Annotated in this window: 16 protein-coding genes; 7 read left to right on the top strand and 9 right to left on the bottom strand. The window is 70.9% G+C overall.

Going from position 1 to position 16219, the window contains the following annotated elements:
• Nucleotides 1-113 precede the first annotated feature (113 nt).
• Genes AB0M63_RS39070 through AB0M63_RS39060 form a run of 3 tightly spaced genes read left to right on the top strand, consistent with a single transcriptional unit; the run spans nucleotide 114 to nucleotide 2442 of the window.
• A complete protein-coding gene (locus tag AB0M63_RS39070) occupies nucleotides 114-506 on the top strand; it encodes a hypothetical protein (protein ID WP_366022703.1) in 393 nt (130 codons plus the stop codon).
• Between the two features lie 59 nt (nucleotides 507-565).
• Entirely contained in the window at nucleotides 566-1786 is a 1221-nt protein-coding gene (locus AB0M63_RS39065) for a histidine kinase (RefSeq protein WP_366022702.1), read from the top strand.
• The gene (locus tag AB0M63_RS39060; RefSeq protein WP_366022701.1) at nucleotides 1783-2442 is read left to right on the top strand and encodes a response regulator transcription factor; all 660 of its coding nucleotides are present in this window, start codon (nucleotides 1783-1785) and stop codon (nucleotides 2440-2442) included. The genes AB0M63_RS39065 and AB0M63_RS39060 overlap by 4 nt, the downstream gene beginning before the upstream one ends.
• A 47-nt stretch (nucleotides 2443-2489) precedes the next feature.
• Here the strand turns inward: AB0M63_RS39060 and AB0M63_RS39055 are convergent, their stop codons facing one another.
• The gene (locus AB0M63_RS39055) at nucleotides 2490-3260 is read right to left on the bottom strand and encodes a LysR family substrate-binding domain-containing protein (protein WP_355922918.1); all 771 of its coding nucleotides are present in this window, start codon (nucleotides 3258-3260) and stop codon (nucleotides 2490-2492) included.
• A 58-nt stretch (nucleotides 3261-3318) separates the two neighbouring features.
• Between AB0M63_RS39055 and AB0M63_RS39050 the strand changes: the two genes are divergently transcribed.
• On the top strand, nucleotides 3319-3702 hold the full coding sequence (locus AB0M63_RS39050) for a DUF5997 family protein (protein ID WP_355922916.1): 384 nt from the start codon (nucleotides 3319-3321) through the stop codon (nucleotides 3700-3702).
• A gap of 71 nt (nucleotides 3703-3773) precedes the next feature.
• On the opposite strand, the gene AB0M63_RS39045 is transcribed toward AB0M63_RS39050, so the two are convergent.
• Nucleotides 3774-4364: a helix-turn-helix domain-containing protein gene (locus AB0M63_RS39045; protein WP_355922914.1), complete on the bottom strand. Its 591-nt coding sequence runs from the start codon at nucleotides 4362-4364 to the stop codon at nucleotides 3774-3776.
• 149 nt (nucleotides 4365-4513) lie between these two features.
• Between AB0M63_RS39045 and AB0M63_RS39040 the strand changes: the two genes are divergently transcribed.
• Nucleotides 4514-5389, top strand: a complete 876-nt coding sequence (locus AB0M63_RS39040; RefSeq protein ID WP_366022700.1) for an LLM class flavin-dependent oxidoreductase — start codon at nucleotides 4514-4516, stop codon at nucleotides 5387-5389.
• Between the two features lie 15 nt (nucleotides 5390-5404).
• Here AB0M63_RS39040 and AB0M63_RS39035 read toward each other — a convergent pair whose 3' ends face one another.
• Nucleotides 5405-5800, bottom strand: a complete 396-nt coding sequence (locus AB0M63_RS39035) for an SgcJ/EcaC family oxidoreductase (protein ID WP_355922910.1) — start codon at nucleotides 5798-5800, stop codon at nucleotides 5405-5407.
• Between the two features lie 114 nt (nucleotides 5801-5914).
• On the opposite strand from AB0M63_RS39035, the gene AB0M63_RS39030 reads away from it, so the two are divergent.
• A complete protein-coding gene (locus AB0M63_RS39030) occupies nucleotides 5915-6592 on the top strand; it encodes a nucleoside/nucleotide kinase family protein (RefSeq protein ID WP_366022699.1) in 678 nt (225 codons plus the stop codon).
• Here AB0M63_RS39030 and AB0M63_RS39025 read toward each other — a convergent pair.
• From AB0M63_RS39025 to AB0M63_RS39000, 6 genes are all read right to left on the bottom strand, one after another.
• Complete coding sequence (locus AB0M63_RS39025) at nucleotides 6589-8406, bottom strand: hypothetical protein (protein WP_366022698.1); 1818 nt, start codon at nucleotides 8404-8406, stop codon at nucleotides 6589-6591. The genes AB0M63_RS39030 and AB0M63_RS39025 overlap by 4 nt on opposite strands.
• A gap of 15 nt (nucleotides 8407-8421) precedes the next feature.
• Complete coding sequence (locus AB0M63_RS39020; RefSeq protein ID WP_366022697.1) at nucleotides 8422-10176, bottom strand: hypothetical protein; 1755 nt, start codon at nucleotides 10174-10176, stop codon at nucleotides 8422-8424.
• Between the two features lie 2 nt (nucleotides 10177-10178).
• Nucleotides 10179-11084: a carbohydrate ABC transporter permease gene (locus tag AB0M63_RS39015; RefSeq protein ID WP_366022696.1), complete on the bottom strand. Its 906-nt coding sequence runs from the start codon at nucleotides 11082-11084 to the stop codon at nucleotides 10179-10181.
• Nucleotides 11081-11992, bottom strand: coding sequence for a sugar ABC transporter permease (locus AB0M63_RS39010; RefSeq protein WP_355922900.1), 912 nt, complete (start codon nucleotides 11990-11992; stop codon nucleotides 11081-11083). Before AB0M63_RS39010 ends, AB0M63_RS39015 begins: the two co-directional genes overlap by 4 nt.
• Before the next feature lie 118 nt (nucleotides 11993-12110).
• On the bottom strand, nucleotides 12111-13439 hold the full coding sequence (locus tag AB0M63_RS39005) for an extracellular solute-binding protein (protein ID WP_355922898.1): 1329 nt from the start codon (nucleotides 13437-13439) through the stop codon (nucleotides 12111-12113).
• Nucleotides 13440-13716: 277 nt separating this feature from the next.
• Nucleotides 13717-14850: an ROK family protein gene (locus AB0M63_RS39000; RefSeq protein WP_355922896.1), complete on the bottom strand. Its 1134-nt coding sequence runs from the start codon at nucleotides 14848-14850 to the stop codon at nucleotides 13717-13719.
• 294 nt (nucleotides 14851-15144) lie between these two features.
• Between AB0M63_RS39000 and AB0M63_RS38995 the strand changes: the two genes are divergently transcribed.
• A complete protein-coding gene (locus AB0M63_RS38995; RefSeq protein ID WP_366022695.1) occupies nucleotides 15145-16044 on the top strand; it encodes a BadF/BadG/BcrA/BcrD ATPase family protein in 900 nt (299 codons plus the stop codon).
• The last annotated feature ends 175 nt before the right edge of the window (nucleotides 16045-16219 follow it).

Raw genomic sequence — 16219 nt, 5'->3', positions numbered from 1 at the left:
GAAAGTCGGGGGTCGGGTCCTCGTCCAGGGCGACGATCGGCTCGCAGCGCCGGAACAGACTGCTTGGGCGACGTCGAAGGACGTCGAAATCCCCCTGACCAAGGAGTTCTGTCATGAGCGTTGTCGGAAAGATCCTGCTCGGAGTCGTGGGAGTCGTCGTGCTCGCCGGAGTGGGACTGTGGACCGGCATCAGGCATGTCGCGGGCGACATCAGCTCGCACACGATCACCGCGGCCCAGTTCAAGGGTGTGCGCGTCGGCCAGACCCGGGACGACGTGCGCGACCGTATCGGCAAGCCCGGCGGTCTCCAACCGGCGGACAAGCCCAAGGTGCCGGCCGGCACCACCTGCGACTACTACCTGCAGAAGAACGTGGCCCTGGAGAAGAAGCAGACCTTTCAGATCTGCTACCGGGACGGGAAGGTCGCCGTTGCCCGGGCTCTCCCGTCCGCCGAGGACGAGGCCGCCCAGGACAAGGGCAAGAGCAGTGGGAGCGCCAAGCCCTGAGTCGCCCGGACTCTCACCTCCCGGTACGACCGACCGAAGGGCCCCTTACCGTGGCACGCGTGTCCGTATCCTCCGCGCCGGTCCCGGCAGCGACTCGCCCTGCCCGGATCCGGTGGCCCGCCGAGCCGATCGCCTGGGTGCTGGCGGGGCTGATCGCCTCCGGGGGACTCCTTCCGGCCTCGGCGTCGCGGTCCCTGCTGCCCCTGCCGCTCGCGCTCTCCGCCGTCCTGGCCTGCGCCACCGGACTCCTGCTGGCCTGGCGGCGCGACCGGCCCACCCTGGTCGCGGCCGTGATCGCCGGAGTGAGCCTCCTGAGCGTGCAGCCCGCTCTGCCGTTCGCGATGTACTCGCTGGCCAGACGACGGCCCACGACCCCGCTGCGCTACGGCGTCTACGCCACCGCGGTGCTCAGCCAGTTCACCACGGGCTCTCCGGTGACAGGTGCCGTCACGGCAGCCGTGCTGGTGGGCGCGCCCGCCTGGCGCGGCACGGTGATCCGCTACCGGCACACCAGGCTGGAGGAGTTGGCCGAGCGCGCCGAGCAGGCCGAGCGGGAGGCGCTGCTGATCGCCCGCCGGGTCCGCGCGGAGGAACGGGCCGCGCTGGCGCGGGAGATGCACGACGTGGTGGCGCACGAGGTCAGCCTGATCACACTGCACGCGGGCGCGCTGAGCCTCGACCCGCAGGAGTCGGAGCGGGCCCGCGAGACCGGCGAGCTGGTGCGGGTCACCGGCAGGCGCGCGCTGGCTCAACTGCGCCAGATCCTCGATGTGTTGCGCGACCCGGAGACCGTCGAGGGTTCCTTCCGGCCCGGCCCGGCGCTGCGCGATCTGCCGCAGCTGCTGGCCGACTCGGAGAGGGCGGGCGTTCCCGTGGAGCTGGCGCCGTGGTCCACGCCGGTGACGGAAGCCCGGTCCGGAGCACGGCCGTTGCCGTCGGCGGTGGAGCACACGGTCTACCGGATCGTCCAGGAGGCGCTGACCAACATCCGCAAACACGCGCGCGGCGCGCACGCCACGCTGGGGCTGCGGGTGGTCGGGGAGAACCTGGAGTGCGAGGTGACCAACCCTGCGACCGGCCTGCTTGGCGAGGCGGCCGGCGAGGGCGCGGGGATGGGCCTGCGCGGGCTGCGGGAACGGGCCGCGCTCCTCGGCGGCACCCTGGACACCGGGCACCGGGACGGCGTGTTCCGTGTCCGGCTCCGACTGCCCATCGCGCCACCCGCACCACATCCGGAGCAGGCGATGATGCGGGACGTACCCGCCGGGGAGGCTCAGTGATCCGTGTCCTGCTCGCCGACGACGAGGCCCTGGTCCGCACCGGGTTGCGCCTGCTGCTGCAGACCGCCCCCGACATCACGGTGGTCGCCGAGGCCGACGACGGACGGGCCGCGGTCGAGGCCTGCGCCCGGCTGACCCCTGATGTGGTGTTGCTGGACGTGCAGATGCCCGGCCTGGACGGGGTGGGCGCCGCCAGGGAACTGTCCGCGTTGCCCGTACCGCCACGGATCCTGATGCTGACCACGTTCGACGCCGAGACCTATCTGCTGCCGGCGCTCAGAGCCGGTGCCCAGGGCTTCCTGCTCAAGGACGCCCAGCCGGGCCAGGTCCTCGACGCGGTACGGAACACCGCGGCCGGCCTCCATGCCCTCGCCCCCGAGGCGCTGAACCACCTGGTGGCCCGGGCGGCCGCCGAGCCACCCCCGGCCGTGCCGCCCCGGCTGCCCCCGCTCACACCCCGCGAGCGGGAGGTGCTGGCGGCGATAGCGGACGGGCTGAGCAACGCCCAGATCGGCCGGCGGCTGGGTCTGCGCCTGCCGACCGTCAAGGCCCATGTCTCGCGGGTCATGGAGAAGCTCCACTGCGAGAGCCGGGTACAGGCCGGGCTGCTCGCGATGCGCGCGGGGCTGGGCGGGGAGACGAGTCCGACGGACTAGGTGTGACCTCGCGCTGCGAAGTCGGCCTGAACGGAAGGCCGTCGCTGTCAGCGGCCGCGGGGCTTGCCGCGCTTGGTTCCCTTGGCGCCGCCGGCGGAACCACGCGGGTTCTTGCCGGTCTTGCCGGTCGTCTTTCCGGCGGCGGGCTTGCGGCGGGCCGGGGTTTCGGTGCGCTTGCCCTTCGTCTTCGGCTGGGCCGGGGGTGGGGTGCGACCCCGGGTGCTGTTGACGGTGCGGCCTCGGACGATGCCGATGAAGTCCTCGACGAGGTCGGTGGTCGCGTCCTCGGGCCAGGACAGGGCGACGTCCGACTGGGGGGCGTCCAGGACGGTCCGGTAGGTGAGGTCCTTGCGGTGGTGCAGCCGGGCCAGGGACTGGGGGACGTAGAGGATGCCGATGCCCGCCGCCACGAGTTCGACGGCGTCCTCGGTGGTCGCGGGACGCTCGAACGCCGGCTCCCCCGGCGGCTGTTCCCAGCCGAGGACGTCGTCGAGGGGGTGCAGGACCACCTCGTCGGCGAGTTCGTCCAGGGACACTTCCTCGGCCGCCGTCACGACGTGGTCCTTGGGGGCCACGACCACGGTCGCCTCGGTGTAGAGGGGGATCGCGCTGAGGACCGTACGGTCGACCGGGAGCCGGACGAGTCCGGCGTCCGCCTCGCCGCGCCGCAACACATCGGATGCCTCGGCTGACGGGACCGGTACGAGGGTCAGGGGGACGTCGGGCAGGCGCTCGTTCCAGATCCGCACCCACTTGGCGGGCGTCACCCCGGGGACGTACGCGAGCCGGAACGCGGGGGATGCTTCCGAGCCTGTCACCCCGCAAGGTTACCCGCCGTGGTCGGAGGTCTCGTACACGGTCGATACTCTTGACGGTATGAAGTCGCAGCAGACCACCCAGACAATGAAGCCCGCCACGGCGGCGAAGAAGCTGGGTGTGTACCTAGAGGCCACCCCCGCCGAGTTCCAGGAGGGCGATGTCTCCCGCGCCGAGCTGAACGAGTTGCAGGCCAATCCGCCCGAGTGGCTGCGCGAGCTGCGCGCCAACGGCCCGCACCCGCGCCCGGTCGTCGCGGCCCGGCTCGGCGTCTCGATCGCCGGTCTCGCCCGGGGCGGGGTCACCGAGCCCCTCACCACCGAGCAGATCGAGGCGCTGCGGAAGGACAGCCCGGAGTGGCTGGAGAAGGAGCGCGCCACCCAGGCCGAGGTCCGCAAGGAAGCCGAGCGGATCAAGAACAAGAAGAACGCCGAACGCGACTGACAGTCGAGCGTCTCAGCGCCGCATGAGCAAGGAGCGACGTACCGACCGCCTCCACATGAACGGGACCGGCGTCAGCGCGGCAGCCGCAGGCCCGCGACGAGGACGTCGACCAGGCGGAGGGCGTCGTAGCGGTCATCGCCCTCCGCACCTGCGCAGAGATTGCCGACGCCGCGCATGATCTCGTAGGCCGACAGGTCGGACCGGACCTCGCCCGCGGCGACCGCGGCGTCGAAGAGTTCGGCGACCACGGGCTGGAGGCGGTCCAGGAAGTAGCCGTGCAGCGCCTCGAATCCGGCACTGTCGGACCGTAGAACCGCCGCGAGTCCGTGCTTGGTGACCAGGAAGTCGACAAACAGACTGATCCACTCCCGTAGCGCGGCATACGGACTGGCACTGTTCGCCAGCAGGGCCGGACCGGCCTCGGCGCAGGCCTCGACCTGGTGCCGGTAGACGGCGATGACGAGGTCCGCGCGGGTCGGGAAGTGGCGGTAGATCGTGCCGAGTCCGACGCCCGCCTCGCGTGCGATGTCGCGCACCGGAGCGTCCACGCCCGATGCGACGAAGACCTTGGCGGCGGCGTCGAGCAGTGTCTCCTTGTTACGCCGGGCATCGGCCCGCTTGGGCTGGGCCGCGCGCCCCGCGTCCGCGCCGTTCTCACTCACCGCGCACTTCCTCCACCTCAAGGCTTGATAAACGGAACACCGTTCCGTATCGTTCCGGAACGAGGTTCCGTTTGCTCATGATGCCAGAGCGCGGGCCCGACGACCAAGCCCTGCCTCCCACCACTCCTTGTCGAAGGACGGACGGCACCATGCCCCACACACCCCGCACCCGCTTCGGAATCATGACCGCCCCCATGCAGGTCGACTACCCCGACCTGCTGCGCGTCTGGCGCGAGGCGGACACCGTGCCGGAGATCGAGCACGCCTGGCTGTTCGACCACCTCATGCCGATCGGCGGCGACCCGGACGGACCGGCCTACGAGGGCTGGACGCTGCTCGCGGCCCTCGCCGCGCAGACCCGTCGGCTGCGGCTCGGCGTGATGGTGACCAGCAACCGCTTCCGGCCGCCAGCGATCCTCGCCAAGATCGCCACAACCGTCGACATCGTCTCCGGCGGCCGCCTCGACTTCGGCATCGGTGTCGGCTCACGCCCCGACCATCCCCTGGCCCGGCGCGAGTACGTGGCCCACGGCCTCCCCTTCCACGACTCCGCGCACGCCGTGGCGAGCCTCGCCGAAGCCTGCACGGTGATCCGGCGGTTGTGGACCGAGGAGAAGCCCTTCGACTTCAACGGCACCCACCATCACCTCACCGGAGCCTTCGGCAACCCCAAACCCGTCCAGCGTCCTCACCCGCCGATCCTCATCGGCGGCCGCTCGGCCGCGACCCTGCGCGTGGTCGCCGAGCACGCCGACCTGTGGAACATCCCAGGCGGCGACATCGAGGACGCCGTCGGCCGCGGCGCACTCCTGGACCGCTACTGCGCCGACATCGGCAGGGACCCCGCCTCCATCACGCGCTCGATCCACCTTCCCGTGTCGTACGACAAACCCGAAGCCACCCGGGACGCGATCCGCGCGGCGATCGACGCGGGCTTCCACCACATCGTGCTGGGGCTGTCGGCGCCCTACCCGGACGGTGTCGCACGCTGGGTCGCCGACGAAGTGATCGGCAAGACGGTCTGACGGCCGCGGTGCACGTCAGTCGTGCGGGAACGAGTGGTGCTCGTGCGCGACCAGCCATCGGCCCCGCTCCTTGCGCAGACCGAAGGTGAGCCGCAGGCGGAGTGCGGGGTGTTCGGCGAAGTCCTCGGGGGTGCCGCACCGGAGCAGGGCGTGGGCGTAGGCGACATCCGTCCCGGCCGTGATGTCGAGGGTGTCGATGTCGAAGCAGGCGCCCTGGGCCTGCCAGTCGAAGAACGGCGGCCAGCTCGCCCGGTAGGCGGCGAGGCCGTGGATGCCCGCGTGCGGTGGCGGCACGTCGTACATGACGAGGTCCTCGGCGTGGTCCGCCAGTACGCCGTCGAGGTCACCGCGGTGGACGGCCTCGGCCCAGCCGGTGATCAGGGTGCGGATCTGTGTCACGTCGTCGGGCATGGGCGGCTCCTGTTCCTGTCCCCCATTCCATGGTCTCTCCGCTGAGTCGAGTTCCCGATCTTCGGCGCGTCATCGCCCCGGCCGGGCGTCCGAGACGGATGGCACACTCTCCGTGTGCCGCTGACTTTCGACGACCTCCTCACCCGTGCCGCAGCTCTCGCCACCCCCGGCCGACGTGCCGTCCTCGGTATCGCCGGCAGCCCCGGCGCGGGCAAGACGACCCTCGCCGAGCACCTGGTCCGCTCGTTGAACGGCACCGGGGAGCCCTGGGTCGCGCATGTCCCCATGGACGGCTTCCACCTCGCCGACGTCGAACTGGACCGGCTCGGCCGCCGCGCCCGCAAGGGCGCGCCCGACACCTTCGACGCGGCCGGTTACGCGGCGCTGCTGCGGCGGTTGCGGGAGGAGACCGACGACGTGGTGTACGCGCCGGGCTTCGAGCGGGTGCTGGAACAGCCGATCGCCGGCGCGATCCCGGTGGAGCCGACGGCCCGGCTGGTGGTGACGGAGGGCAACTACCTGCTGCTGGAGGCGGGTTCGTGGGCGCGGGTACGGCCGTGCCTGGACGAGGTGTGGTTCTGCGAGATCGACGAGGACGAGCGGGTGCGCCGACTCGTCGCCCGGCACGAGGAGTTCGGCAAGGGGCACGAGGAGGCGGTGGCCTGGGTGGCGCGCACGGACCAGCGCAATGCCCGTCTGGTCGCCGGTACCCGGGACCGGGCAGACCTGGTCGTGCCGGATACGGCGCTGCCCGCGCCGTACGACGCGGGCAGCGGTCGCTCGCTGAACTAGCAGGCGGTGATGGCCAGTTCGGGGTCGCCGTGGGCGTCCTCGGGTCCGATGACGGCCGTGAACGCCTCGGTGTGCACGGTCAGATCGCCCTCGAACGACGGCGTGAAGTCACCGCCGGGGCCGAACCGCACGGCGAACACGTGCAGGTGCTCCGGTGCACCCGGCGCAGGTTCGGCCTCGTACGCCGTGGAGGCGACCAGGTGGCGCCAGCCCTCGTCGGGGTTGCCGTAACCGCGCGGGTCGGCGGCGAGGGCGAACGCGGCCTGTTCCTGGGTGAGTTCGGAGCGGGCGTCGAAGTGGTCGGCGCCCTCGCCGGACGGGTGGGTGAGGCGCAGGGCTCCCGCGGAGGTGACGTCGCCCTCCGCCGTCCTGCGCACCCGGTCGCCGTCGTCCGCCGCGTAAGGCAGCCCGGCGAGCAAGTACGGCGCTCCGTCGAGCCGTTCGACGGCCACCGTGACCCACAGCCGGGTGCCGTCCGTGACGTACAGGGAGCGCACATGGCGCAGGACGTGGTCGCGGCCGACGACCGGCTTGGTGACCAACTTGGCGGTCAGTCCGTCGGCCTGGACGTCCCGGACCCGTACCTCGCCCATCGGGCGGCACAGCAGGAAGCCGTCGAGGACCGGGCCGAAGCCGTGCTGGCGGTTCACGGCAGCGGGCAGGTAGTACGTGCCGTCGGCCTCGACCACCGACGGGGTCATCCTGCTGTCGAAGGCCACCGACACGGTGCCGGCGCGGAGTTGATGGCGGGAAGCCTTCGTCGACGGTGTGCGGTGCCAGGGCGTGCGGTCCTGGATCTGCCAGATCAGCATCCAGGCGAAGTGTCCGTCGACCCCGCCGTCCGGCTTGGCCGCGTGCCGGCCCCAGCGGCTGTCGCCCCGGTAACGGCCGATGTCGGAACCGATCCGGGCACCGAAGTAGCGCAGGCCGAGGACCGATTCGAAGCCGGAGTGCTGCTCGCTGTAGCGGGGGCCGCCGTTGTCGAAGCCGCCGCCCGTGAGGCGGGCGTCGATGTAGCGGGCCAGCGCCTCCCCGTCCTCGGCGAAGACGTCCTCGCCGCTGACGCGGTGGGCCTGGGCGAGGAAGGAGAGGGAGATCGGGCCGTAGTTGTTGTCGTAGGCGCCGCCGTGCTCGGGCGGGAGCAGTGCGCCGCGGTCGCTCACCCGGTGCGCGCGGATCTCCTCGCGGTACACGGCGAGCGCGCGTCGACGCACCGACTCCCCTTCTTCCGAAGGGAGATGGCGGGCCAGCATCAGACCGCCGACGACGCAGCCGATGGCCTGGTTGCCCGCTTCCTGCGGGTTGAAATAGGTCGCCTCGGTGAGCCATTCCCAGTAGCCGTGTGCCAACTCGACCAGTGCGGTGCGCTGTTCGTCCTCGACGAGTCCGTCCGCCGCGTCGAGGATGTCGACCGCCTGGAGCAGCGCCCACACCGTGCTCGGCCAGTCGCCGATGGGGTGCGCGCCCGCCTCCAGGACGTAACGGGCGTACGGGAGACCGGAGTTGCGGATCCTCAGGTTCGGGTAACCGGGATTGTCCTCGGTGTAGACGCGCTCCCGGAGATGGAAGGCGAGGCTGCGGCGCACCGCCTCCGGGAGCCTGGGGTCCTTGCCGCGCTGCCAGGCGAAGGCCAGCAGGGACGTGGTCCCCAGCGAGGTGTCCCCGATGTCGTCGTGGCAGTCGGGGTGTTCGAGGTTGCCCTCCGGCGTGATGCGTCGCAGGGCCTGTTCGACGACGTCGGCGAGGACCGCGTCGTAGGCCTCCTGGGTGTCCGGGAGGTCGTGCAGCGGGCCGCGCTGGTGGAGGAGGTGCACGGGTGGATCAGCCCTTCATGCCTGAGGTGGCCATGGCGTCGGTCGTCGGGGTCGGAGGACGGATGCGGGGCGGCGGGCGCGCAGTGCGACGGTCAGCGTCTGCGGGCCCTGTCCACCGAGGTAGACACGGTTCCCGGTGGTCGCGTCGGTGCCGCCGGCCACGGTGTAGTCCTGGCCCGGGTCGTACCGTAGTACGTCGCTCCGGTCCGGTCCGGCGAGCGGTTCGCCCGCCTCGACGGTGGCCTCGACCCGGATCTCGTCGTCGCCGACGCGGTAGGTCATCGGCTCGGTCGTCAGGCACCAGCGGCCGTCGCCGAGCGGTACGGCGCCCTGCGGCTCGCCGCCCGGCCGGAAGGTGAGTTCGAGGGACCAGGGCACCCGCGGTCCGCTGATGTCGATGCGCAGGTCGGCGCCGTCGTCCCGCAGGTCCACGTCGACGCGGGTCGTGTGCGAGACCTCGTCCCGGGGGCGGTCCGGGAAGGCCATCGAGGCCGAGAAGCGTCCGTCGTCCGTAAGCCGGTAGGCGCCGTCGTCCTGCCGTCTGTCCGGCGGGAGCGGCTGGTAGTAGGCGGCCGTGAGCGTTTCGGTGAGGCGGTAGCGGGTGTCGGCGAGCTGCTGCATGTCGGCGGCGCGGAACGGGCCCAGGTCGAAGAATCCCCGCGAGAGCCGGACCGCGTCGAGGACGGCGTCGCCCGCGAACAGGCGCAGGAAGGTGGGATTGCAGGCGAGGCCCGAGCGGATGCGCCGGTGCTCGGGCACGTCGGAGCCGCCGTACAGGACGCTGTGCGCGGTGGCCGAGGCATGCGAGGCGAGGCGTGCCGTGGTGAAGTACCGGTCGCGGGGCAGGAGTTGCGGCGCCGGTGTCGGCAGCGGGCGGCACAGGTCCGGGGTGAGGATGGTCTCGGCGAGCAGGTCGGGGTCGTCGATGCCGCCGGCGGCCGCCAGTTGTGCGGCCCGGCTGAAGTCGCCCCGGCCGGTGCGGATCGCGAGCAGCCGGTAGTGCGGCAGGTAGGGCGCCAGCGGGAACGGGTGCTTCTGGTCCTGCCGTCGGGAGTGGACGGTCTCCACCGTGCCGTCCGGCCGGATGAGGTCCAGGGTCGCGGTGAGGTTGCGTTCGACGGCGTCCCGCAGGTCGGTGCGGCCCAGGACGTCGGCCAGCAGGAGCAGTGACGGGTTGGACACGTGGGACGCGTAGACGGCGCTCCGTTCCGAGTACAGGCCCTCCGCGTCGATGTCGACGCCCTCGGCGAGCCACTGCTCGATGCGGTCGAGCAGTCGGTCGTCGGGGAAGGAGCGGTGCAGCCGGGCCAGTGCCGCGCTCAACTCCCAGCGGTGATTGGGGGTGTGCACCCCGCCGGTCAGGAGACCCTCGGAGGCGGCGCCCGCGATCTCGGCGAGCGCGGCGCTGACATCGTGCAGTTCCGGGCCCGCGCCGGCGGCGAGGAAGTGCGCGTCGCACACGTCGTTGACGGTGAATCCGGAGTCCGGCGGCGACTGCACGTTGTCGCCGCCGGCGAAGAGGCCGGTGGCGGTCTGCGTGGCCCGCAGGGCGCGGATTTGGGCCATCGCGGCGGTGACGGCCTGCTCGCTGCCGTGCAGTGCCGAGTCCGGGGAGCGGTAGGCCGCGACCAGAGTCCGCACCCGGCGGGCCAGAACGCGGTGGGTGACACCTGCGAGTTCCTCGTCGGGACCGGCCGCCAGCGCGGCGGCCGGCCGGTCGGCGGCACGGGCCGCCGCGCGCACGAACTCGTGGTCGAGCGGGGTGGGCAAGGTCAGTCCTTCAGTCCGGCGTTGATGTCGGCGCTCATGACATAGCGCTGGAAGACCAGGAAGATCACGATCAGCGGGATCATGGAGATGACCGAAGCGCCCAGCAGGACCGACCAGTTGATGTTCTGCGCGCCGACGATGCTCCCGATGCCGATCTGCACCGTGAACTTGTTCGGGTCGTTGAGCATCAGCAGCGGCCAGATGTAGTCGTTCCACCGCCACTGGAAGGACATGATGGCGAGGGTCAGCATGATGGGCCGGGAGAGCGGCACCATGATCCGCAGGAAGATCGCCAGTTCGCGGGCGCCGTCGATGCGGGCGGCCTCCACGAGTTCGTCGGGGACCGTCAGGAAGAACTGGCGGAACATGAAGCATCCGGTCGCGGTGAGCACGGCCGGGAGGATGATGCCGGCGAACGAGTTGTAGAGGCCGAGGTCGCGCACGACCAGGAACTCCGGGGCGAGCATGACTTCGGACGGCAGCATCGTGGTGGCCAGGATGCAGATGAAGAACGCCTTGAGCCATTTGTTGTCGTACTTGGCCAGCGCGTACCCGGTGCAGCAACTGACTCCCACCGTGACGATCGTCGTGATCACGCACACGATGGTCGTGTTGATGAAGTACTGGGAGAAGTTGGCACTGCGCCACGCCGTCATGTAGCCGGACAGGGTGGGGTTGTGCGGAATCAGCGTCAGCGGATACGAGAACAGGTCCCCGGCCGGCTTGAGGGAGCTGAGGATGAACCACAGCACCGGCAGGCCGTAGAGGCAGGCCAGGACCCACAGCAGTGTCGTCGCGGACACCGCGCGCCGGAGCCCACCGCTGGCCGCGCCGCGGGGCCGCTTCTTGGAGACGGCCCGTCCGGGGGCGGGGTCGACCGGGCGGCGTGGCGTGTCTGTGGTTGTCATCGGTTCTCCACCCGCCGGTTGACGATCAGTTGGACGATCGCGACGGCCATCAGGATGAGCATGAGCACGAACGACGCGGCGCTCGCGTAGCCGATCTGGCCCCGTTGGAAGCCGGTTTGGTAGATGTACTGGACCAGCAGGTTGTTGGACGTTCCGGGTCCGCCGTTGTTGAGGGAGACGAACAGCGGGTATTCCTTCATCGCATTGATCGTGTTGAGCAGGATCACGATGAACGAGGTGGGCGCGATGCTCGGCAGCGTGATGCTGATGAACTGGCGCCAGGGGCCGGCGCCGTCGAGCGAGGCCGCCTCGTAGTACGACACCGGCACGTTCTTGATCGCCGCGATGAACAGCAGCATCGAGAAGCCGGTCCAGGCCCAGGACGCCGCCATCACCACCACGAGCAGCGACAGGTTCGCGTTGGACTGCCACGGCACGGCGTGGCCGCCGAGCTGCTCGATGATGTAGTTGACCAGTCCGAAGTTCTCGCCGAACAGCCAGCGCCACAGGACACCCACGACGATGGGCGACAGCAGCCACGGGATGAAGAAGATGACACGGGCGACCGACGCGCCCTTGGCGTGCTTGCTCACCACCACGTTGGCGACGAGGAGTGAGAGCGCGAAGTTCAGCGGGACGAAGAGCACCGTGTACAGCAGCGTCCGCACCAGCGCGTCGTAGAAGGTCGAGTCGCCGAGCAGGCTGTGGTAGTTGTCCAGTCCGATGAACTGGAACGCCCCTACACCTGTGTAGTTCGTGAAGGAGTAGACGAGCCCGATCACCGCCGGCCAGACGAAGAACAGCGCGAAGAGCACGACGTTCGCCGCGATGAGGACGAGCGGCGCGAGGGTGTAGGTGCTGCGTCGCTTGGGCGGGCTCCCGGACACGTCCGAGGCGCGTTTGGTCATCTTCCTGACTCCGTGCTGGGGGAATGGATTGCGGTGGGCTCACGCCATGAGCCCACCACCGGGCGGGCGTCCAGGGCCGGGCGGCGGTGTGTCGGTTCCGCCGCCCGGCCCTGTGGGCCTACGATCCGCCGCCGACCTGCTGGTTGTAGCCGGCCACGATGTTCTCCAGGGCCTTGTCGGACGACTGCTGCCCGTTGACCGCCTTGCCGATCTCCGTCTTGGTCGGGTCGGTGGTGAGGCTCTTGCCCTTCAGCACCCACTTCGTCTGCGCGCCGTTGAAGTAGCTGGAGATCGGGGCGTACTGCGGGATCTCCTCGTTGTACAGCTTGAACGCCGCCTGCGCCGCCGCCGAGGTGAACGGGTACTTCGGGCTCAGTCCGCTCTCGACGGGCAGGAACCCGGACGCCGCGCACAGCTCGGTGTAGTGGGCCGGCTCGTACACCCAGGACAGGAACTTCTGCGCGGCGGTGGACGCGGCGCCGTTGTTGTTGAAGCCCACCATCATGCCGCCGCTGTTGACGTCACTGGCCTGCACCGGCTGGGCCGGGGTCGGGACGCTCGCCCAGTCGAACTTCTTGATGCTGTCCGAGAAGGCGGCGACCTGCCACACGCCGGACCAGTAGGCGACCACGTCACCGCTCTGGAACAGGGCCGACGGGTCGGCGCCGCTGGTCCACACCGACTTCGGCATGACCTTGTCGTCGTTGAGGCCGACGAAGTACTTCACGGCCTTCTTGGTCGCCGCGTCCACCGAGAACTTGCCGGAGGAGTCCGCGTGGACGTACTGCCCGCCCATCTCGTACACCATGGCGCGCAGCCGGGAGGGCGACTGGTCGAAGGTCAGGGAGTACTTGGCGCCGGTCTTCTCGCGGACCTTGTTGGCCGCCGCGATGAACTCGGTCCAGGTCCAGGTGTTCGAGGGCGAGGTCGGCACGGAGACGCCGGCCTTCTCGAACAGCGACTTGTTGATGAACAGGCCGGACGCGGTGACGTCAGACGGGATGGACAGCACCTTCCCGGACGAGTCCTTGGCGAGGAAGTTGCTGTTGATCTTGTAGCTCTTGTTGCCGGCGATGGAGCTGAGGTCGATCAGCTTGCTCGACCAGATCGGGTCAAGGGCCGGCACGTCCGCCACATCGGGCAGGGAGTTCGCCTGCGCGGCGTTGTGCAGCTTCGTCGGGTAGCCGTCGTAGGGGATGTTGACGAGCTTGACGTTGACTCCGGTCTCCTTCTTGTACTGCGAGACCAGCTTCTTCCAGCCCGCGTCCTGTCCCGGAACCGTGGAGATCCAGAACGTCAGCGACTTGGAGGTACCGCCCGAGCTGGACCCCGACCCGCAGGCGGAGAGCAGCAGGGCACCTGCCGACGCGGCGGCAGCGAGGGGAACCAGGCGGCGCATGCCGCCGCGGCCGAGCCGGCGAGAGCGCCGCACACCCACATTGGTCATCTTTGATCCCTTGTTTCGTCGTAGGAGACGGAGCACGGCGCCGACATAGGCGGCACTGGTGCAGTTTGCAAGAAAGGTCGCTTTCCGGGGGCACGGCCTCGCCCGGCCGCGTCGCCTTGAACGGGTGCGATCCCCGGCCATGAGGGCCGTCGCCGCACAAGCACGCCCTCGTGCGGCTGCCGTACCTCGTGTACGGCTGGGTCGCTCACCCCAAGCCGGTGTCCCGACCGGCTTAGAAAGCGCTTGTCCGGACATTGGCAGACCGAGTCGGAGGCCGTCAATGCTTCACCCCCGCGGCATCGGTCACGGTTTGGACTCCTCGGGCCACCGCGAGCCGGGCGGCCCCCACCACGGTGCCGAGATCGCCCACCGTGCTGCTGACCACCTCGGTGGGCCAGCTCAGCCGCTCCAGTTCGGTCCGCACTCCGGGCAGGAGCTGCGGGTCCGCGCCGGTGCTGCCGCCCAGCACGATCAGCCCGGGATCGAGGACGGCGGTGACGGCGGCGGCCAGCCGGCCCACGTCGACGGCGTGCCGGCCCACGAGGGCGCGGGCGGTGGCCTGCCCCTCCCCGGCGAGGGCGAAGAGCCGCTCGGCGGTGCCGGGACACGGCCCGTCCGTGTCCCGCCAGGCCTCGGCGGTCCGGCGCAGCAGCGAGCGGGCGCCGATGTACTCCTCCAAGGCTTCCTGGCGCGGGTCGGCGTGGTCGTCCCAGGGGTAGGGCAGCCGGGCCAGCTCACCCGCCGCGCCGTTCGCGCCGCGCAGCACCTGGCCGCCGACGACGATGCCGAGGCCGATGCCGACGCCGATCCGCAGATAGCCGAAGGTGTGGCGGTCACGGGCGGCGCCCTCGTGCAGCTCGGCGAGCGCGGCGCAGTTGACGTTGTTCTCCAGATGTACGGGCACACCGGGCGGCAGGGCGACCGTCATCGCGTCGAAGACCGGACCCGCCTTGGCGGTCGCGGGGCGCATGCCGGTGCCCTCCCGGTCCCGCGCGGTGACATCACCCACGGCGACGACGACGGTGCGCAGCGGGGTGCCCGCGGGCAGCGCGTCCAGGGCCTCGCGCACGGCGTCCGCGGCGTTCGCACGCGAGCCGGTCGCCTCGGCCAGCAGGGTGCCGTCGAGGGCACAGCCGCGCACCCGGGTCAGGGCGGGGCCGAGATCGACGGCGAGTACGGCGCCGGCTGCCGGTCCGAGCCGGTAGACGGCGGCATTGCGGCCGGTGCCGCCGGAGGCGGTCCCGGAGTGGGCGGCGAGCCCGACGCTCTCCAGCTCCACGACGGCGGAGGACACCGTCGGCTTGGACAGCCGGGCCAGGGTGGCGAGCTGCGGCCGGGTCGCGCTGCCGGCTCCGGCCAGCACCTCGAACACCGCGCTCGCGCTCTCGGTCAGCCGAGACGCCCGCGTCACGACATGTTCCACACTTCCCCCAGTTCACAGGCCGCGCCGCCGCGGGTTTCCACGGCAGGCGGCGATGGGATGTCCTGGCGTCACGCGGGCCCGGACAGTGGTTCCCGTTGCTCGATACGCGATGCCTCTTGACGCACTGTACTTCGTTAGTTAACTTCCTAACGAACGTCACGGTACTCGCCTGCCGTGGTCCGTCAGAAGCCCGTCCCAAGGCTTCCCTAGTGCGTCAACTTCCGTCCTTCCGGACACGGTTCGCCCACCGTCGCAGCACTGCGCAACGACGAAAGAGGTTCCGTGCAGGACTTCACGCCCCTCGTGGTCGGCATCGACGTGGGTGGCACCAAGACACATCTGCGCGCCTGCGCGGGCGCGGATGTCGTCGCCGACCACATCCGTGCCAGCAGCGGCTGGCGGCCGCACGACCCCGCGACCGCCGCCGACTGGCTGACCACGCTGGTCCGTGACGCCCTGCCGGAGGGCGCCCGCCCGTCCGCGGTCGCCGTGGGCGGGCACGCCTGCGAGACACCCCGCCAGTGCGCCGGGATCCGGGCCGCGCTGGAAGAACGTCTCTCGGTGCCCGCACTCGTCGTGGGCGACGCTGAACTACTCGTCCCCGCGGCCGGGTTGGACAAGGGCGTCGGCCTGGTGGCCGGCACAGGTTCCGTCGCGGTGGGCCTGCTCGCCGACGGCGGCCGGCTCCAAGTGGGCGGCTGGGGCGCCGTGCTCGGCGACGAGGGCGGCGCAGCCGGTCTCGTCCGCGAGGCGGCCCGCGCCGCCTGGGCCGCACACGACCGGGGCGAGGCTCCGGACCCACTCTCCCTGGGACTCGTCGAGGCCTTCGCCGTGGCCGAAGTGCCCGCTCTCGGCGCCGCGTTGGAAAGCGCTTCCGACATCTCCGCCGATTGGGGGCGCCACGCGCGCGTGGTCTTCGCCGCGGCCGACGCGGGCTCGCTCCTCGCCCGCGAGGTGATAGCCGAGGCAGGCCGCTCCCTGGCCGCACTCGTCGTCCGGCTCGCCGAACGCGGCGTCCCCGTCGACGACGTGGTGGTCGCGGGCGGCACCGTCCTCGCCCAGCCCCGCCTGTACGAAGCCCTCACCACCGCGCTCACCGAGCGGGTGCCTCAGGCGCGGGCGCGGCCCATCCAAGTACCGCCCGTCGAGGGCGCGGTGGCGCTGGCACGTTCGATCCTGTGAAGCGCGGGCCCCCGTTCACCCGGGGGCCATGTCATGGACGCCGAACCCCCGCCAACGGGACACTGCCCGCCGTAAATCTTCGCACGTACGCACCAACCGACGTATGCGCTTTCATACGTCCCACGCGCACCTCGCACCACAGCCGATCGCACCACCCCTCCCGGTCGTCCGACCT

The organism is Streptomyces sp. NPDC051576, assembly GCF_040681835.1.
Lineage (GTDB): Bacteria > Actinomycetota > Actinomycetes > Streptomycetales > Streptomycetaceae > Streptomyces.
Note: the sequence above shows the minus strand (reverse complement) of the source record. Positions and strands in the feature narration are given on the sequence as shown.

Coding starts and splice junctions, on each gene's coding strand:
- AB0M63_RS39040 (WP_366022700.1), top strand. CDS start 4,514: ATGCCCCACACACCCCGCACCCGCTTCGGAATCATGACCGCCCCCATG.
- AB0M63_RS39050 (WP_355922916.1), top strand. CDS start 3,319: ATGAAGTCGCAGCAGACCACCCAGACAATGAAGCCCGCCACGGCGGCG.
- AB0M63_RS39035 (WP_355922910.1), bottom strand. CDS start 5,800: ATGCCCGACGACGTGACACAGATCCGCACCCTGATCACCGGCTGGGCC.
- AB0M63_RS39010 (WP_355922900.1), bottom strand. CDS start 11,992: ATGACCAAACGCGCCTCGGACGTGTCCGGGAGCCCGCCCAAGCGACGC.
- AB0M63_RS39015 (WP_366022696.1), bottom strand. CDS start 11,084: ATGACAACCACAGACACGCCACGCCGCCCGGTCGACCCCGCCCCCGGA.
- AB0M63_RS39070 (WP_366022703.1), top strand. CDS start 114: ATGAGCGTTGTCGGAAAGATCCTGCTCGGAGTCGTGGGAGTCGTCGTG.
- AB0M63_RS39005 (WP_355922898.1), bottom strand. CDS start 13,439: ATGACCAATGTGGGTGTGCGGCGCTCTCGCCGGCTCGGCCGCGGCGGC.